Origin of the sequence: Bacteroides sp. 1_1_30, from assembly GCF_020982715.1 — a bacterium.
In the GTDB taxonomy this organism is placed as follows: Bacteria; Bacteroidota; Bacteroidia; order Bacteroidales; family Bacteroidaceae; genus Bacteroides; species Bacteroides xylanisolvens.
Genome location: NZ_JAJKHN010000012.1, coordinates 31,068 through 46,408, shown reverse-complemented (window position 1 = coordinate 46,408; position 15,341 = coordinate 31,068). Strand labels below are relative to the sequence as shown.

Sequence of the window (15,341 nt, the reverse complement as noted above, 5' to 3'; positions counted from 1 at the left end):
AGTTCGGCTCTGCTCTCGCTGCTCCATCAGTTTACGTTCTTGCCCACCTGCTTCCACCGCCTCTTGGCAGCCGCTGCTATCTCGGCTTTGTTCGCTTTGGTGGGTCTTGCCCCTTCGTCTATCTCCATCCAAACATCGCCCATGGTGGTGTATTTCACCGCCCTCGTCAGTCGCTTCAACTGCTTGTTCATCTTCTTCAGTTTGGGTCGGATGCCGAAGACTATCTCCACACGCTCCTTCTCGGTCATCTTGTTGCCCGACAGGCATACCGTGCGTATGTCATTAACTATCTCGATGCTGTTCATAATCAGCTCGCGGTATATCTTGTTGCGCTTGGCTGACAGGGCTACGGCAAGTCCGTTGGCAGGATGGGCATCCAACTGCGCCACCAATCCACCCATATTGTCCACCAACTGACCTATCTCGTGATAGAAACCATATATCTGTGCGGCATAGCTGACGATGGAACGGAAGGAGTCCAGATAGTTGTTGAACTCCCGCTGCAGGTCGGTAGTGGCTTCCACTTCCTCCTTGGTCCAGATATGGCCGGTGGATTGTAGCAGCATCACTTTCTCCTGATTCTTCAGTTCTTTCTCCGCCTTGTTGGTGTACATCAGAATCATCCCCGCAAGAGTCGGGTCGTTCTGCGCCCGCACTCCTGCAAAAGATGATACAAACATAAAAATGGCAATTGATATGAAATACTTCATGACTGATTCCTTTATCGTTAATCACTGATGGTCATACGTCCTGCTCTGCGCCATCTGCTAAGGGCTTGGGTGGCTATCTCTCCATTGCTTCGGTCTATCATCCCTGCCGTCACGCCGTTCCACACATCGGTCATGGTGTAATATCGTATAGACAGATAAAGACGATGCAGCTTCTTGCTGAAGGCACTCAGCTTGTCGTTCAGTGCCCACAGCGTCTTGCTCCTTTCCGCACCAGTCAGCATGTTCTCTTTGCCTCCTTTGGCGACTGCATCTTTCAGCAGTGTGAAGACGGACACCAATTCCGTGGCGGTCTCCATATACAGGTTGTTCATCGAGAGGGTGGCAACGATGCCTTGCGGATTATTGTTGATGGCCTTGCGCATCTTACACAAGGTGATGAATATCTTCACTCCATCGTCGTACAGATAGGTACAGGCTTTGAGGGAAGAGGCATAACCACTGGCGGTTTTCAGATAACTGTTGTACTTCTTCTCCCATTCGTGTATCTTGGTGAACTCTGCGGCGATGGTATTCTGCAACAGGGCAGTCTTGGTCTGACCTTTGATTTCCTTCTCTATCTCACCGTTGATGGCTTCGTTGCCCTCTGCTAATGCCATCCATTCCAAAGGGTTGGCAGTCACAATCTGTGCATGGGCTGACGGCACGCTCAGTACCAATGCCACGACAATGAACCAAATCTTATCTATTCGTAATCTCATATACGCCCTTTCTTCGTTTGTTCGTTTCTACTCTTGTTCGTATCACACTCACCACGTCATAGCTGTTGCTGATGCCGGTCATTTCCAGTTTCGGTGTCGTTCTATCCATCGACAACACGGTCACGCTTTTCAGTCCGCATAACTGTTGTATCAATGTCTGATGCTCGGCAAAGTCCACCACTCGGTACAACTCCATGTAGTTCACGCTCCGCTGAAACACTCCGTGCTCACAGATGAGTTGCTCGCTCCCGATATGGTAGCGGATACTCCTCAGATAGATGAATCGGTAGAGTAAACAGAGGGAGAACAGGAGGCTGAAGACAAGCAACAGGGTACTATATGCACAACCGGGCAATCCTCCGATTAGGAGCATTGCCACGCACAACAGCAACAGAGGCAGTTCGTTGATGAAAAACTGTCCGATGCTGGGGCACAAGGTGATGATGCTATTATCTTCTTGTCTCATACGCTTCTATGATATGTGTTCTTTTCTTCTTTTTCCCTTTGTTTCTCTGCCTTGCCGGCTGCGATAAACTCGGCATAGTCGAAGGTATCTGGTTCGCCCTTGGCAATCAGTTCTGCTGATTTCTTGTTGAGCAGCGCATCGTTCCAGTCCTTGTAGCAACCCAATGGATGATAGGCTTGCACATGCTCGTGACGGAAGCCCATCTCTGCTGCCACCTTCCTGAAGTTTGCAACAAACTGCCGCCCTGCATCGTCCTTGTCAAAACCCAAATAGTGCCGTGCGTTGGGAGTAACGGACAGAAGTCCTCGCATCTGTCCCTCGGTGGGTGTGCCGCCCGTAGATACATACACCATCTTTACAGGATTTATCTGATACTCTGCCATGGCATCGTAGGCACTCTCAAACCATACAATTTCGCTTGCTTTATCCAACGGCTCGCCCGTGAGGTTGGCAATCCACAGTCCTTCACTGCTGTTGCTTCCTTCTGCCTTGCCCTTGTAACCGCCGCTACCGTCCATCTTCGGTCGTCCTCGTTCCTCAAAGCCCACAGTCTTGTCGGGTGTCTTGGGCAGTACAAGCGGAAAGGCAAGGTTGGCAAAGGTAAGTCCATCCGTCCGATGCTTAGTAGCCAGACAGAAATGCCGATGAAAAGCATACTGCGTATAGAGGTCGATGCCTCGGAACTTAAAATAGGGATAAAACCTTTTCTGCGTTTCCCTGTCCTGCGGATTGAACTTGTGGATGTCGTAGTCATTCAGGTTGAATGGCTTTCCGTCCTTTCTTGGTTCTGTAATCTTCGATGGTCTGTCCTCTATGGGTTGGTTGAGCAGTCGGTTGCAGACGAGGTTGACGAGTCGGTCAGGAGACATTCCCACCTTGTTCTCTGAAAACATTTCTGGATGCTCCTTGATGAACGAAATGACATTATACACCTTCTGCTGCGGTGGTTGGAAGCAACATTTCCCATTCTGCGTGACAATGAACTTATCACCACGCACCCGTCTGCCCTCACTGTCAGTACGCACATACGACGGATAACGCAAGCCATCTCTCTTGTTCAGATGATACCCTGCGTCCACCAGTACTTCCTGTATGCTCAACCTGTCCAGAAAGTCATCGTATGTCAGTTCACTACTCATTATAAATTATAAATTGTAAATTATACATTGTTAATATCCTCTCCTTATCTCCGTGGCAACATGATTTGCTTCTGCCTCAAAGTACCTTGCCGCAATCTCCTGTGGCGAATCCACTCCCGGTTTGAAGTAAGGACGTGGACCGCCATGATGCTCTGCATAGAACTCCGGGGCTGGATGGTGATGATGGTGGCTTATGTCATGCGCCACCTCTGCTGTAACGACTGCTCCTGCCGTCAGAGCCGCCAATATCTTCGTGCCCAGTCCGGCGTTGGTTTCGGGGCGTGTCTTCATATCCACTTCACTGAAAACCTTGGAGAAGAGTTTCATGCGATGGTAGTCATCCACCGCCAAGAACTTGTCGTAGTCCTTCTGCTTGATTTCGTGCGTGATGGCTTCTCCATTGATAATGGCGGTCATGCGATACTTATCTTCGCCTTTCTTATCTCCCTCCATCGGAGGCACTTTCTCCACCATGATGTCACCGACTTTCACTTCACGCCCATGCGCTCCCTCACGATACCAACCCTTGTTCTCATTAATCAAGGCAAGGTCTTCACCTCTCACCATGGCATCGCCTTGCAACACGTCACGTCTGACAGTCTCGTCCTCTTCCAACGGAAGCAACCGTTCCTCGTCTTGTTGCTGACGCTGCTGCAACTCCTGTTCAAGTTCGGGATGCAGATGCAGGTCGATGCGCTCCTTGCTATTCAGTGTGTCCATCAGGATTTTGTCAGCAAAGTCGTCCTTGATGATGCCATTCAGCAGTTCCAAGCGTTGAACGACGGGCACTTCCTTGATGGAGTTGGAGGTGAGTTTCTTCAGTTCCTCATCTGTCAGGTCATACACCATGTCGGCATTGACGCTGTTCGACTGAATGGTCAGCGTCTTCGCATTCTCATCAATGATGATGCCATGCGATGCCAGACACTCCTGCCACTTCTCATTGGTGAAATAGACAGGCGAGGTAATCAGTTCCTTATAAGGCTTGGCTGGCTCCGTGCTTCTCGTGCGGCTGATGGAAGGCATTATGATTCCCTCCAAATCTTTCAGCACATCCTGTTGCTGAGGGCTATAACTCTGTTGCTGTCCCTTATAATAGAACCCATAACCGCCGCTCTGCAATTCGCCAGGCTTCATTCTGCCGTCCCAACGTTCAGGCACAATCGGGGCTTCGGGGAAGAACAATCGTCCTCCAACTCTGCGAAGATGGAATCCCTCCTGACTGCGTGGTGTCCAACCTAAAAAGGGTGGTGGCATATCGATGCGCCCCATCCGTCCATACTCGCCGATACCAACACGATAGCCGTGCAGCCCCATAGCTACACGACCGTTGGCATTGCGTGCATGAACGAAGTTCTTGGGCATATAGAAGTCGTTGCCCACAATGCCCGTAAAGGTATTGTAGGCTAACTTGTTGGCATGATTCGTACCCCAGTCGGTCAGAGCCAACATCTGCTTCTCGGTGATGTTATAGGTAAGCAGCGGACTGTCATGCCCTTGCACCACAAGCTGATAGCCGCTGCCATTACTCACCACATGAGCCTGCATACCATTGCGCATGAGCAAGTCACGCATCTCTGGTTGCAGGTCCATCTGTTGGGGATTCGTATTCTTTCTTATCGCCATACTTATTCTTCACTCTTCATTCTTCACTCTTCATTTATCATGCTTCACCGTTCTCTATTGCCTTCTCCAGTTCCTCATCTTTGTGATGGACAAACTGCTCCGCACTCTCTTCACAAATGCAGAGTCCGTTGTTCAGACAATAGCTCTCATATTCTTCCTGCCATTCAGCAGAATGATGGTTGACATACTCCAACCAACCGTACTCGCCGCTCTGTATCTTCTCGACGAGCACATCCTCTGGATAATATTTATTTGATGCCATATACTTATTATATTATGTGTAGATTATTTGTGCATGGAAAAAGAGGCGCGGTTGCGCTCTCCATTCTTCTTCTGCTCATTCCAAAGTTCTTCCGTGTATTCCTCTTCAGGCACATAGTCAAGATTACCGTCATCGCCCATTACCCAACAGCCATAGCACCCGAAGGTGTATTTGTCCCACTCTCGCTTGGTGTTCTCCTTCCACTTCTGACTGTCGCCTTGATTAATCCTTATGCCGGTCTTATCGTTCAGGTCAATACCCACCGTCACCTGTTCGTCCTCCATGATGAGCGTGAGCGGCTCACCCTTCTGCATCACGGTCAGTTCTGCCGAACTCAGTTTCAGTTCATCCTTCAGCACCTCCAAGTTGCGCCCGATGACAGGCGTAGGTACCGACATCACCTGATTGGTCTCCGTGTCAATCTGCACGAAAGCCTTGCTGCTCCTGCCATCAGCATCCTTAACATCGGCAAGGATAGCCTTTCCAGCCAGCAAGTCCTCCTGCTGTTCCTGAGTAAAAGCCTCCAATGGTGATTTCTCCAACTGCGGATAGAAGACCACATCCACCTTGCCGTCCTCCATACGGACCAACGCAAATCGGGTGCGGCTCTTCAATGTCTCGCCCTCATCATTATTCACCTGAATGGGCAGCAACGGTGAACGTCGTCCCTGACCAATATCTTCCAACGCCCACATGGGCAGGTCTTCAATCTTCTCTTGTGTGAGACCAAAACGAGCCAGTGTCTGATAAGGCACCTCGCTCTCTTCAAATCGTACTTGCTTCATACTTTAACTTTGAATTTGAAATTAAACTCATGCAAAGTTATATACCTATTCAGAGACAAGCAGAATTGCATAAGATAATGCGTGTTATTTTTGACGATTATTATTATTTGAGTTTGATTTCTGCTCAAAAATCAAACTCGATTGCTATATTATGTTACAATCTTCTTGTCTTCCCTTTGTTCTTTATGCCAGTCAAAGAATTGCTTGTTACTTTTGCACCATGAAACGATTTCTACTCATCACAATAGCAGCAATATTCTGTTCATCAGCAACAGTATGCGCTCAGTTCAATACCGTCACACAGACTAAGGTACACCGCAAGGCTGTGCCAAAAACGACGCAGTCCGCAACATCCGAACAACTGCCTCCGTGCTCGCCGCATCAGCGGCGAGACTCTCTTGCCTTTGCCCCATTACAAACCCAAACGGAGCAGACCGACCGCCACACGGCACTTGTCAGTCCACTCCGTCATATCTCTGTCACCAGCCCTTTCGGCTACCGCAGAGACCCATTTACAAAAAGAAAAGCCCTACACAACGGGCTTGATTTGAAGGCAAATTACGAACCCACATACGCCATGATGCACGGCGAGGTCATCAAGGTAGGCAAGGACAAACGTTCAGGCCTCTATGTCACCCTCCGTCACGGCGACTTCACCGTCAGCTATTGCCACCTCTCCCAAACTCTCGTCACCAAAGGCACCCACGTCCGTCCCGGCATCATCATCGCGCTGACAGGCAACAGTGGTCGCAGTACTGGTCCCCACCTGCACCTCACACTCAAAGACACAAAAAAAGGACGAGCCATCGACCCGTCCATTCTTCTCAATCTTATCAAGCATCCACTCTAATAGAACGCCTTGTCTTTTGTCGTTCACATCACCCCTTCCGCATTGCAATAATGTCTTAAATATCTAATCCTCAACAATTTCTATTCTTGAAAAACAAGTGTTTTATTCACGAATATAATATGATTTCGTGAAAGATGTCATAAGATGATACTAATATCTATGCTATTTGTCAATAAAGAACCCGTTTCTATGCAGATATTCTGAAACGGTTAGTGTTCCAATCCCTATCTGCTCACACAACAAAGGAAGTTTCTTGAACAACTTACCGTCATTCTGCTGCCTTGTTTCCTCCGTCATTACTTGCATCTCTTCCAGATGGATAGCGTCCGAGTGTCGTACATTCAGTGCATAAATGATAATCTTAGCATCACCTGTTTTAAGGTATTCTTCCTTTTGCTCTATGTATTCTTCTTCAGTCAGTTCCTGCTTCTTCAGTCTTACACAGAAATTGTTGTCTATCATGTTGCTGAATCTCTCTGGGGCACATGGAAATAGATCCTTTGTCGGAATGACCAATTTCTTGTCTTTGAGGAAAGGCATCTTTTCAACTGCAATTCCTTTGGAGGTGCGTTTTGATTCATCCAGAATCACATCAAGTAGCATCAAATCCTTGCGGGAGAACGCCTCTTCCAGGAATGAGTACAACTGTCCGTCCTTATCCAAGGGAAGATAATTCTTGGCAATCATCACCAATGAGCATGTATCAACAACTATCGCCATAACTCCCTCTCAAAATTTGCTGGTTTGACATTGAGTCTCGAACAGAAAGTGGTCTCGTTGACCACTCCATTGAAATAGGCATATTGCATGGTTTTCAAGAATAGCGGAGAAATGATGGGCTTTGGTGTTCGCCCGCCTCTCTTCTCAGAGTTTTTCAACTTTTCCTGTTCCTCTCTTCTTCTGTATTCCTCTGCCAATTCACTCTTGACATTGCTGTAGCTCGAATAGCTGATTTTCCTGTCGATATACATCCTTGTATATAAGGCAAGACGGCTAATGTGCGTCCGTGCACTGATAGCCTTGAAGAGGTCAATGCAGTAGTCGTTACGGGAATCTACACATGCTATGTTAGCAAGTGTTTCTGCTTCTTGTCCCATAATGAACTGATATGCAAAATCATTGCACCATCTTTCGACATCACTGTATGAAGTCTGTGCCGAGATGTCCATCATGTCCACCGACTCCACTTCTTCAATCCCCAATAGACAATGCCCCAATTCATGCGCCAGAGTGAATATTTCTCGCTTGTAATGCTTATGATGCTTAAGCACTATCACATTGGGCTTAAGGTAAAAACCGTCAATGTTGGTTTTCTCTTTCTTGTTCCATGTCTCTATGTATTCAAAGACAAAAATGCCATGATCGGCGATTTTTTCTATCATCTTCACAAGAAACTGCCTATGATTGACAGTTTCCCCGGGATAAAAAAAATCTCTTGCACGTACGGCTACTGTCTTAGGGTCATCTTGTAGGGTGTAGTGTTCTATGTCAAACTTCACATCCAGTTGCGACAGTTTGTTGTATGCATCCAAAGCGTTTTTCAGACTCTCGAATCGGTTTACAGTACGGATCGACTCCAAGTTCAGCTCTGTTCCGAATGAGGTCTTGCGGAAGAAGATACTGCTGCTTGCATTGGTTGACAACTTAGAATAGTCTTGAAAGAAACTGACTTCTTTGTCGAATATCTCACCTATACGCTTCAACACCCCCAAATCAATAGAATCTCCACTGATGTCTGCGGCTCCTGTTATCCGTTTCCTGCCTTTGTTCAGAAGAGACAACAAGTCATCCACCGACATCTTGTATAATGCCAGCAGGTATTCTAAACGTTTCTTGTTAATCTCTACTTTCATATCAGCCTCGATTGAACTATTGTTGTTTTGATGCAAATGCTTAGGCACAATTTTGCGTTGCAAAATTACACATTTTCACTTAAATGGGCGAATTTTCATGCTGAATATCACTGGAATTTATGTTTATTTTGCTAAATCGCTACATTTCGCCACCAAAAAGACACAAAAATAGGACGAATCATCGACCCGTCCTTTTGTTTTTAGCCTTTTTCGTTCTAACCACAGCCTGCAATGTTATTCATCAACTGGTTCATCACTCGCATGTCTCATTTCGTAAACTGTCCATAAGGCTAACACACATTCAATGGCTATCACGGTAATGGCCGCAGTCATGCCCCACCAGTGGGCAATAAGCATAAAGATGCCAGCCTCAATGCACAACGCAAAGAGGATGGTAACAATAAGTGATAATATTCTATTCATTCTACGGTAACTGATTTAGCAAGGTTTCTTGGCTGGTCAACATTCCTATCCTTGTTGATGGCGATGTAATAGGCCAGCAACTGCAATGGGACGGAAACAACGAGAGGTGTAAGGCATTCGGGTACGTCGGGCACTTCAAGGCAATGGTCGGCGATGTCCTTCATTGCGTCATTGCCCTTGGTAATGATGGCGACAACCGTACCGCCACGCGCCTTCACCTGCCTTACATTACTGATTATCTTGTCATACAGCGAGTCCGTTGGAGCAATGACCACCGTGGGCATCTCGCTATCTACAAGTGCAATCGGTCCATGCTTCATTTCCGCAGCAGGATAACCCTCCGCATGGATATAGGATATTTCTTTCAGCTTCAACGCACCTTCAAGGGCGGTGGGGTAGTTGTACCCACGACCGAGATAAAGGAAGTTGCGGGCATAGGTGTATATCTTCGACAAGTTCTTGATTTTGTCAGCAAGTCCCAACACATCTTTTATATACCTTAATTCCGCAACACTATTATAAATATAACTTTTTAAGTACCTGAGCAACAAAAAGTTGCTCAGGATTTTGTCATGTCAGATTTTTCACCTATCTTAGTGTTGCAAATCAAAATATGTATCAAACCCGACAGACATGGCAAAGAAAGCAATAAAATCTGAGAAACTCACTCCTTTTGGAGGAATATTTGCAATGATGGAGCAATTTGACTCCACATTGTCATATGTAATTGACACAACCCTCGGTCTAAGATGCAGGCTGTATGGTTATCAATACAGCGAAATCATCCGTTCTCTCATGAGCATCTACTTCTGTGGCGGCTCATGTATTGAGGATGTCACAACTCATTTGATGCCCCATCTCTCGCTTCATCCGACACTTCGTACCTGCAGCTCTGACACTATCCTCAGAGCGATAAAGGAACTGACGCAGGAGAACATTTCATACACGTCAGATACGGGTAAGAACTACGATTTCAATACGGCTGACACCCTCAATACCTTACTGCTCAATTGTATGTGTGCAGCTGGTCAGCTGAAAGAGGGTGAGATGTATGATGTTGATTTCGACCACCAGTTCATAGAAACAGAGAAATATGATGCAAAGCATACATACAAGAAGTTCCTTGGTTATCGACCAGGTGTGGCGGTTATTGGAGATTTGATTGTCGGCATTGAGAACAGCGACGGCAACACAAACGTCCGTTTCCATCAGAAGGACACGCTGAAGAGATTCTTCGAAAGGTTTGAACAGAACAATCTTGTTATCAATCGTTTCAGAGCTGATTGCGGCTCGTGCTCTGAAGAGATCGTGGAAGAGGTTGCCACCCACTGCAAGACCTTCTATATCCGTGCCAACCGCTGTAGTTCGCTCTACAATGACCTCTTCGCTCTCAGAGGCTGGAAGAGGGGAGAAATCAACGGCATTGAGTTTGAGCTGAATTCCATTCTTGTAGAGAAGTGGAAAGGCAAGACATACCGGCTTGTGATTCAAAGGCGGAAACGGATGGACGGTGAGCTTGACCTCTGGGAAGGAGAATACACATACCGCTGCATCCTGACCAACGACTACGAGCCTTCCGTAAGAGAGATTGTCGAGTTCTATAACCTCCGCGGAGGAAAGGAGCGCATCTTCGATGACATGAACAATGGTTTCGGATGGTCCAGATTGCCCAAATCCTTCATGGCAGAGAACACAGTGTTCCTTCTTCTTACAGCACTTATCCGTAACTTCTACAAGGTCATTATCCAAAGACTTGACGTAAAGAGGTTCGGACCCAATAAAACAAGTCGCATAAAAGCGTTTGTCTTCAGATTTGTCTCTGTACCAGCCAAATGGATCAGAACATCAAGGTGGTATGTGCTGAATATCTATACCTGTAATAATGCTTACGCAGATGTATTCCAGACTGATTTTGGATGACGACTACAACTTATGGGTATGATACTGCGTATTGTCTCAAGTCGCATTGTGGGGTAAGGGGGTATTGTAGGCAGAAGTGGGTATTTCAGCCTCAATTTATCTAATAATTCAGTAATGAGAGAACGTGTACACGTAAATAGGACGATGAAGGACTTAGTTGCGGATTTGAGGCTTATGAAAAGCGTATTGCTTTCTCAATACATGCCGTTCCTCTTCGCTCAGCGACAGGAAATAGGCTTTCCATCCCGGACAGAAATTGATGTGCCATCGCCAAAAACGACCCAACAATGACTTGGGTGAACGGTCGTATCGCCGCCTCAGTGGGCACTGCTGACAGTTATGTTTCTTTTCCAATACTTTATCTATTTATCTTTCGTAAAACTCTCGTGGCAAAAATAAGGATTATTTTCAGTGATCAAGCACACAGTTCATTAAAAAAGAGAGGATTTGCTAAGATTCAGAATAACGACGAGCCATCGACCCCAACGGGAGTCGAACTTCAAGTAACCGCACATGATACAATGTGCGGGTCGAAGTGCCTTCCCAATCCACGACCCCAACGGAGGTCGAACCTTTCTACAGATTATATGGTTCGACCCCGTTGGGGTCGGATGTATAGGAGTCATCTGGCCATCCGCAAGTCTTTGACATTGCGGTTAACGGGGGTGAGACCCTTTTCAGGGTCTGTTTGTTTGCACACCTTCATTCTACATAAACGGCTAAATTCAAATATTAAAAGCGTTTACATATTGCAACGTATTTATCTGTTATGCTCCTATTAAATTGTTCTATATCCTTATACTTTTCAACTAAATCCTTTATCACAGGCGCATTTAAATCGACGTTTAGGGTATATTGAACAAAAGCACGTAGCATCTCATAATTATAATTTACTCAAGTTTCGGATTTAGGTTGAGAGGATAGATTTGGGCATAAAAAAGGCTTTGAGGATTTCCGTATGTCACGGAAATTTAGTAATTTAGAGGTGCCCAAACAACTAATTACAATCACTCAAAGCCATGAGCAAAATTACAAAAATTCCATCGGAGATCCGCAACTTTTTCACGGGAAAACGAATCAATCCCGCATTTTCCAAGTTTATGACCCTCCTTGAGGGGATGAGGATTTCAGACAAAGATCTCGGAGGGAAAAAACGTGAGAACTGTCAGCTTACCAACCTTCAACTTTTCCAGATCATATTGATTCTGCCGTTTATGGCCGTCCCGGGTTTTTCTCATTATGCCGGATCGTCAATCTCGAAACTGTTCGGGGGTAAGAAGGACCTACTCTATTCGTTTATGGCCAAGGACAATATAGACTAGCAACATCATCTGGCACATCGCCTGTCATCTCATCAAGGCCGTGACCATAAGGAAAGACTATCAAAAGAGCCATCTTCCGGCAGTGCTTATTGTGGATGATTCCGACCTGCCGAAGACCGGATTGAGGATGGAGTGTATTGGCAAGATATTCTCGCACGTGTTTCAGCGGTGCATTCTCGGCTACAAGCTGCTGGCCCTGTGCTGGAGCGACGGCCGCTCTCAATTTGTCGTGGACTTCTCGATTCACGGCGAGAGAGGGAAGGTCGATGGCAAGGAACAAGGTCTTACGGCCCGGCAGCGCGAGAGGCGCTACAACCGCAAGCGTGACAGAGACTGCCAGACCGAAAAACGCAAGGAAGAGTATTTCGTATCCAAGCTTGAGCGCCTGAAGAGCATGGTGAAGAGACCATTGGAGGATTGTTCGCCGATATATATGAAGGCGTACACGAGCTCACCGTCGTGGAAAAGATCTGGTCAATCATTATTGATGTAATAGCAATCGTGGCTGAGATTTTTACCATTGACGAGAACGAATTGATGGAGCAAATTATACGGGATAACCGCAGGTTCAAGGCCATGCAACTGATCGCTCAGACTGCATAAAACCTAAATCCGAAACTTGAGTAAAATACATAACTGTAATAATCTACTACTAATCTAAAATAAAGCGATTATAAGCTATCCTTTTCCCTGTGTTTGTTTTAAAGTTTTCACCTATACACTTTTTTATCTTTTCCTGTTCTTTTTCTTTATCCATAACCATTAAATTTTCAAGCAAATCAGCTTCCCATTGTATTTGAAAATCAAGTCCATTAATTTTAGATGGAGTATGGTGGTTGCCTATTATAAAGCATATTCTATCAATATTTTTGTTATAGCCTACCTTTTTTAATATTTCTTTCGCTACTGCTGGTCCTTCCTTTTCTTGATAGACACCATCAATAGAACCGTATTTTTTTTGTGCTTCAACCGCACCAATATCATGTAGTATAGCAGTAATACTGATGAATTCTTTTTCTTCCTCTCCGATATTTTCTCCGTTCATTATATCTTCTGCATTTTTCAAAACTTTAAGAGTATGCTCTATGCCAAAAGGTATTTCTTTGAATACTTCTTTCATCTCTATAATAATTTTTTCTTTAAACATAAATTGCCTCCATTTATACCTTATAGGTGTTTTAGTTCTATCTATCCATTTTTTTATTGGCCGATACAATCAGCATCATGGGACGGCGCATTTCATCCTGCATCCCCGGAATATCCATCATGTTTTCCGGCGGCTGTGGCTCCACAATCTGATTTATTATAAAACCATTTGAAAGCAGCGTATTTAGATATGTGGTCAGTGTTCTATGATATTTTGTAACCTTTTCTCCCAAAAATACAGCTGTCCGTTTGCCCTCATAATAATAATTATCCACTGGAAAATGCAGTATTTCTCCTTTTTCGTTATAATGCCAGTCTTGTGTTCCATAGGCAGTAAAAACAGGATGTTCAACCGTAAAAACTAGCTTACCACCAGACTTCAGTATTCTATATATCTTTTTTACTAAAATCTCATAATCTGCTACATAGTGAAACGCAAGTGAACTTAATATTACATCAAAACTCTCCTCTGGGAATTCCACATCTTCTATAGCACAGCATTTATATTCAACCTGTGGAAAATGTGTTTTTTCTTTGGCTACCTCGAGCATTTTATGAGAAATATCAACACCTACAACAGAAGAAGCACCGTGTTCCATCGCATAAATACAGTGCCATCCATAGCCGCATCCTAAATCAAGCACACGCTTATCTTTAAAATCCGGCAGCAGCTTTCTCAATGTTTCCCATTCTCCTGCACCGGCTAGTCCCTGCTGTGAGCGACTCATTTGACTGTATTTTTGAAAAAATATATTATCATCATATTTGTTTTCTTTCATCTGAATTCCCCTTGTTTAAAAAGTTATTTATCTCCGTTGCAATTTTCTTCACTTCTTTATAAGGCTTCCCGGTCATATCATAGCATTCAAAAAGTGAAAGACCGAGTAATTCAAAAATATGATTAACCCTTTGGCGTATTTTTCAGGTTTATATTAAAAAGTTTCAAGCAGTTTTATAGCTTTCTTTTCGCCTATTCGAACGTGGTGGAAAGTACGCGAACATAAATTCCCGCGCCCCTATGCGCACGCAGTGCGCTCACGTGCCGAAGGCACATATCGCGCCAGAGGCATATCGCACGCGAATGAAATGTAGCGTATATCGCAAATCCGTGAGGATTTATATCGCTTTAGTTTGTCTGCTTCGTCAGACAAACTAAACTTTCCACGTGGCTGGAGAGGACAGAATGAATGTCATTTGAGTACGTCCGTTCTCGGAAACATATCCACTTCGCTTTTGGCACTATCGGTATACGGGAACATATCCAATCTCTCTCAGGAATGTATACCATACTTTTAAAAGGCAGAATAGCATTTTAACTAATGCTACCCTACCTATAACTAAACATTTACAGTTGCATGTGGCCTATTGTTTTTAGCCGTTAAATATTTTATAACTATTAAATAGCGATACAAATTGTTCGAAACTAATATTGTTTATATCATATATTCTCGCATATTTTAAAGCTTTATTAAATTGATTTTTTGTAAACAGTTTTTCATACTCTTTGTTAACCCATTTCATTACAAAAGTTTCATATTTTTTTCTCTCTTTAAATGCCATTTTTGCTGGCTTTCTTTTTAATACAATTAATGCGCTATCCACTTTAGGTTTTGGATGGAAATAATACCTGGGAATTTTTGCTAATATAGAAATATCTACCTCTGCCATTAACAGCAATGCTAGTGATCTGTTTGTATCTAATAACATTTTAGCAAAACCATATTCTACTATTAAATAACTTATTGTGGCTGAACTTTCAAAAACAATTTTTCGAATTATATTTGTGCTTATGTTGTAAGGTATGCTGCCAAATATTTTATATGGATTGTGGCTAGGAAATGTAAATTTTAGTATATCATCATTTACTATTTGATAGTTAGGATAATTTAAGAGCTTATTACGAGTTACCTCACATAATTTAGAATCAATTTCTATCGCCGTAACAAAATTACATCTCTTTACCAATTCAGCAGTAAAATGACCTTTCCCTGCACCTATTTCAAAGATGTTATCTTTTTCATCTAAACTTATGCAATTCATTATTTTTTCTATGTGATATTTTGAAGTAATAAAATTTTGACTATCTTTTATATTTACTTTGTTCATTATAACCCCTCCTT

Annotated in this window: 18 protein-coding genes and 2 pseudogenes; 4 read left to right on the top strand and 16 right to left on the bottom strand. The window is 44.3% G+C overall.

What is annotated here, in order from left to right; translation table 11 throughout:
* Positions 1-26: 26 nt before the first annotated feature.
* Genes LPH68_RS04900 through LPH68_RS04870 form a run of 7 tightly spaced genes read right to left on the bottom strand, consistent with a single transcriptional unit; the run spans position 27 to position 5,707 of the window.
* Positions 27-710: a hypothetical protein gene (locus LPH68_RS04900; protein ID WP_146265012.1), complete on the bottom strand. Its 684-nt coding sequence runs from the start codon at positions 708-710 to the stop codon at positions 27-29.
* A gap of 17 nt (positions 711-727) precedes the next feature.
* Positions 728-1,429, bottom strand: coding sequence for a hypothetical protein (locus LPH68_RS04895; RefSeq protein ID WP_005816246.1), 702 nt, complete (start codon positions 1,427-1,429; stop codon positions 728-730).
* Positions 1,410-1,895, bottom strand: coding sequence for a PH domain-containing protein (locus LPH68_RS04890; protein ID WP_005816244.1), 486 nt, complete (start codon positions 1,893-1,895; stop codon positions 1,410-1,412). Before LPH68_RS04890 ends, LPH68_RS04895 begins: the two co-directional genes overlap by 20 nt.
* Entirely contained in the window at positions 1,892-3,034 is a 1,143-nt protein-coding gene (locus LPH68_RS04885) for a toprim domain-containing protein (protein ID WP_005816242.1), read from the bottom strand. Before LPH68_RS04885 ends, LPH68_RS04890 begins: the two co-directional genes overlap by 4 nt.
* 30 nt (positions 3,035-3,064) lie before the next feature.
* A complete protein-coding gene (locus LPH68_RS04880) occupies positions 3,065-4,660 on the bottom strand; it encodes a hypothetical protein (RefSeq protein ID WP_005816239.1) in 1,596 nt (531 codons plus the stop codon).
* Between the two features lie 37 nt (positions 4,661-4,697).
* Positions 4,698-4,922: a hypothetical protein gene (locus LPH68_RS04875; protein ID WP_005816237.1), complete on the bottom strand. Its 225-nt coding sequence runs from the start codon at positions 4,920-4,922 to the stop codon at positions 4,698-4,700.
* Positions 4,923-4,945: 23 nt separating this feature from the next.
* Positions 4,946-5,707, bottom strand: coding sequence for a DUF4099 domain-containing protein (locus tag LPH68_RS04870; protein ID WP_005816235.1), 762 nt, complete (start codon positions 5,705-5,707; stop codon positions 4,946-4,948).
* Positions 5,708-5,927: 220 nt separating this feature from the next.
* Between LPH68_RS04870 and LPH68_RS26810 the strand changes: the two genes are divergently transcribed.
* On the top strand, positions 5,928-6,557 hold the full coding sequence (locus tag LPH68_RS26810; RefSeq protein WP_007837448.1) for a M23 family metallopeptidase: 630 nt from the start codon (positions 5,928-5,930) through the stop codon (positions 6,555-6,557).
* A 162-nt stretch (positions 6,558-6,719) separates the two neighbouring features.
* On the opposite strand, the gene LPH68_RS04860 is transcribed toward LPH68_RS26810, so the two are convergent.
* The 4 genes and pseudogenes from LPH68_RS04860 to LPH68_RS04845 form a co-directional block, all read right to left on the bottom strand.
* Positions 6,720-7,277 (bottom strand): DUF4411 family protein, encoded by a 558-nt coding sequence (locus LPH68_RS04860; protein ID WP_005816230.1) that lies wholly within the window; start codon positions 7,275-7,277, stop codon positions 6,720-6,722.
* On the bottom strand, positions 7,268-8,410 hold the full coding sequence (locus LPH68_RS04855; RefSeq protein WP_007897423.1) for an ImmA/IrrE family metallo-endopeptidase: 1,143 nt from the start codon (positions 8,408-8,410) through the stop codon (positions 7,268-7,270). The genes LPH68_RS04860 and LPH68_RS04855 overlap by 10 nt, the downstream gene beginning before the upstream one ends.
* A gap of 234 nt (positions 8,411-8,644) precedes the next feature.
* Positions 8,645-8,833, bottom strand: coding sequence for a hypothetical protein (locus LPH68_RS04850; RefSeq protein WP_005816226.1), 189 nt, complete (start codon positions 8,831-8,833; stop codon positions 8,645-8,647).
* A pseudogene (locus LPH68_RS04845) lies at positions 8,830-9,327 on the bottom strand (SIS domain-containing protein); the annotation flags it as partial. The pseudogene LPH68_RS04845 and the gene LPH68_RS04850, both read right to left, overlap by 4 nt.
* A gap of 139 nt (positions 9,328-9,466) precedes the next feature.
* Here LPH68_RS04845 and LPH68_RS04840 point away from each other — a divergent pair.
* Positions 9,467-10,753, top strand: coding sequence for an IS1380-like element ISBaov1 family transposase (locus LPH68_RS04840; RefSeq protein WP_007664617.1), 1,287 nt, complete (start codon positions 9,467-9,469; stop codon positions 10,751-10,753).
* Between the two features lie 153 nt (positions 10,754-10,906).
* On the opposite strand, the gene LPH68_RS04835 is transcribed toward LPH68_RS04840, so the two are convergent.
* Positions 10,907-11,107, bottom strand: coding sequence for a hypothetical protein (locus tag LPH68_RS04835; RefSeq protein WP_007837439.1), 201 nt, complete (start codon positions 11,105-11,107; stop codon positions 10,907-10,909).
* Positions 11,108-11,772: 665 nt separating this feature from the next.
* Between LPH68_RS04835 and LPH68_RS04830 the strand changes: the two genes are divergently transcribed.
* Entirely contained in the window at positions 11,773-12,075 is a 303-nt protein-coding gene (locus LPH68_RS04830) for a hypothetical protein (protein WP_007664625.1), read from the top strand.
* A 40-nt stretch (positions 12,076-12,115) separates the two neighbouring features.
* Positions 12,116-12,568 (top strand): hypothetical protein, encoded by a 453-nt coding sequence (locus LPH68_RS04825; RefSeq protein WP_007664626.1) that lies wholly within the window; start codon positions 12,116-12,118, stop codon positions 12,566-12,568.
* A 159-nt stretch (positions 12,569-12,727) separates the two neighbouring features.
* Here LPH68_RS04825 and LPH68_RS04820 read toward each other — a convergent pair whose 3' ends face one another.
* From LPH68_RS04820 to erm(G), 4 genes and pseudogenes are all read right to left on the bottom strand, one after another.
* The gene (locus tag LPH68_RS04820; protein WP_008021362.1) at positions 12,728-13,222 is read right to left on the bottom strand and encodes an HD domain-containing protein; all 495 of its coding nucleotides are present in this window, start codon (positions 13,220-13,222) and stop codon (positions 12,728-12,730) included.
* A gap of 37 nt (positions 13,223-13,259) precedes the next feature.
* A complete protein-coding gene (locus LPH68_RS04815) occupies positions 13,260-14,000 on the bottom strand; it encodes a class I SAM-dependent methyltransferase (RefSeq protein WP_005816203.1) in 741 nt (246 codons plus the stop codon).
* Positions 13,981-14,195: pseudogene (locus LPH68_RS04810) on the bottom strand (nucleotidyltransferase domain-containing protein); the annotation flags it as partial. The gene LPH68_RS04815 and the pseudogene LPH68_RS04810, both read right to left, overlap by 20 nt.
* A gap of 397 nt (positions 14,196-14,592) precedes the next feature.
* On the bottom strand, positions 14,593-15,327 hold the full coding sequence (gene erm(G), locus LPH68_RS04805) for a 23S rRNA (adenine(2058)-N(6))-methyltransferase Erm(G) (RefSeq protein ID WP_008021360.1): 735 nt from the start codon (positions 15,325-15,327) through the stop codon (positions 14,593-14,595).
* Positions 15,328-15,341: the final 14 nt, after the last annotated feature.

Excerpts from the sequence above, each read along its gene's own strand:
- LPH68_RS04900 (WP_146265012.1), bottom strand. The coding sequence starts at position 710 with ATGAAGTATTTCATATCAATTGCCATTTTTATGTTTGTATCATCTTTT.
- LPH68_RS04895 (WP_005816246.1), bottom strand. The coding sequence starts at position 1,429 with ATGAGATTACGAATAGATAAGATTTGGTTCATTGTCGTGGCATTGGTA.
- LPH68_RS04890 (WP_005816244.1), bottom strand. The coding sequence starts at position 1,895 with ATGAGACAAGAAGATAATAGCATCATCACCTTGTGCCCCAGCATCGGA.
- LPH68_RS04885 (WP_005816242.1), bottom strand. The coding sequence starts at position 3,034 with ATGAGTAGTGAACTGACATACGATGACTTTCTGGACAGGTTGAGCATA.
- LPH68_RS04880 (WP_005816239.1), bottom strand. The coding sequence starts at position 4,660 with ATGGCGATAAGAAAGAATACGAATCCCCAACAGATGGACCTGCAACCA.
- LPH68_RS04875 (WP_005816237.1), bottom strand. The coding sequence starts at position 4,922 with ATGGCATCAAATAAATATTATCCAGAGGATGTGCTCGTCGAGAAGATA.
- LPH68_RS04870 (WP_005816235.1), bottom strand. The coding sequence starts at position 5,707 with ATGAAGCAAGTACGATTTGAAGAGAGCGAGGTGCCTTATCAGACACTG.
- LPH68_RS26810 (WP_007837448.1), top strand. The coding sequence starts at position 5,928 with ATGAAACGATTTCTACTCATCACAATAGCAGCAATATTCTGTTCATCA.
- LPH68_RS04860 (WP_005816230.1), bottom strand. The coding sequence starts at position 7,277 with ATGGCGATAGTTGTTGATACATGCTCATTGGTGATGATTGCCAAGAAT.
- LPH68_RS04855 (WP_007897423.1), bottom strand. The coding sequence starts at position 8,410 with ATGAAAGTAGAGATTAACAAGAAACGTTTAGAATACCTGCTGGCATTA.
- LPH68_RS04850 (WP_005816226.1), bottom strand. The coding sequence starts at position 8,833 with ATGAATAGAATATTATCACTTATTGTTACCATCCTCTTTGCGTTGTGC.
- LPH68_RS04840 (WP_007664617.1), top strand. The coding sequence starts at position 9,467 with ATGGCAAAGAAAGCAATAAAATCTGAGAAACTCACTCCTTTTGGAGGA.
- LPH68_RS04830 (WP_007664625.1), top strand. The coding sequence starts at position 11,773 with ATGAGCAAAATTACAAAAATTCCATCGGAGATCCGCAACTTTTTCACG.
- LPH68_RS04820 (WP_008021362.1), bottom strand. The coding sequence starts at position 13,222 with ATGTTTAAAGAAAAAATTATTATAGAGATGAAAGAAGTATTCAAAGAA.
- LPH68_RS04815 (WP_005816203.1), bottom strand. The coding sequence starts at position 14,000 with ATGAAAGAAAACAAATATGATGATAATATATTTTTTCAAAAATACAGT.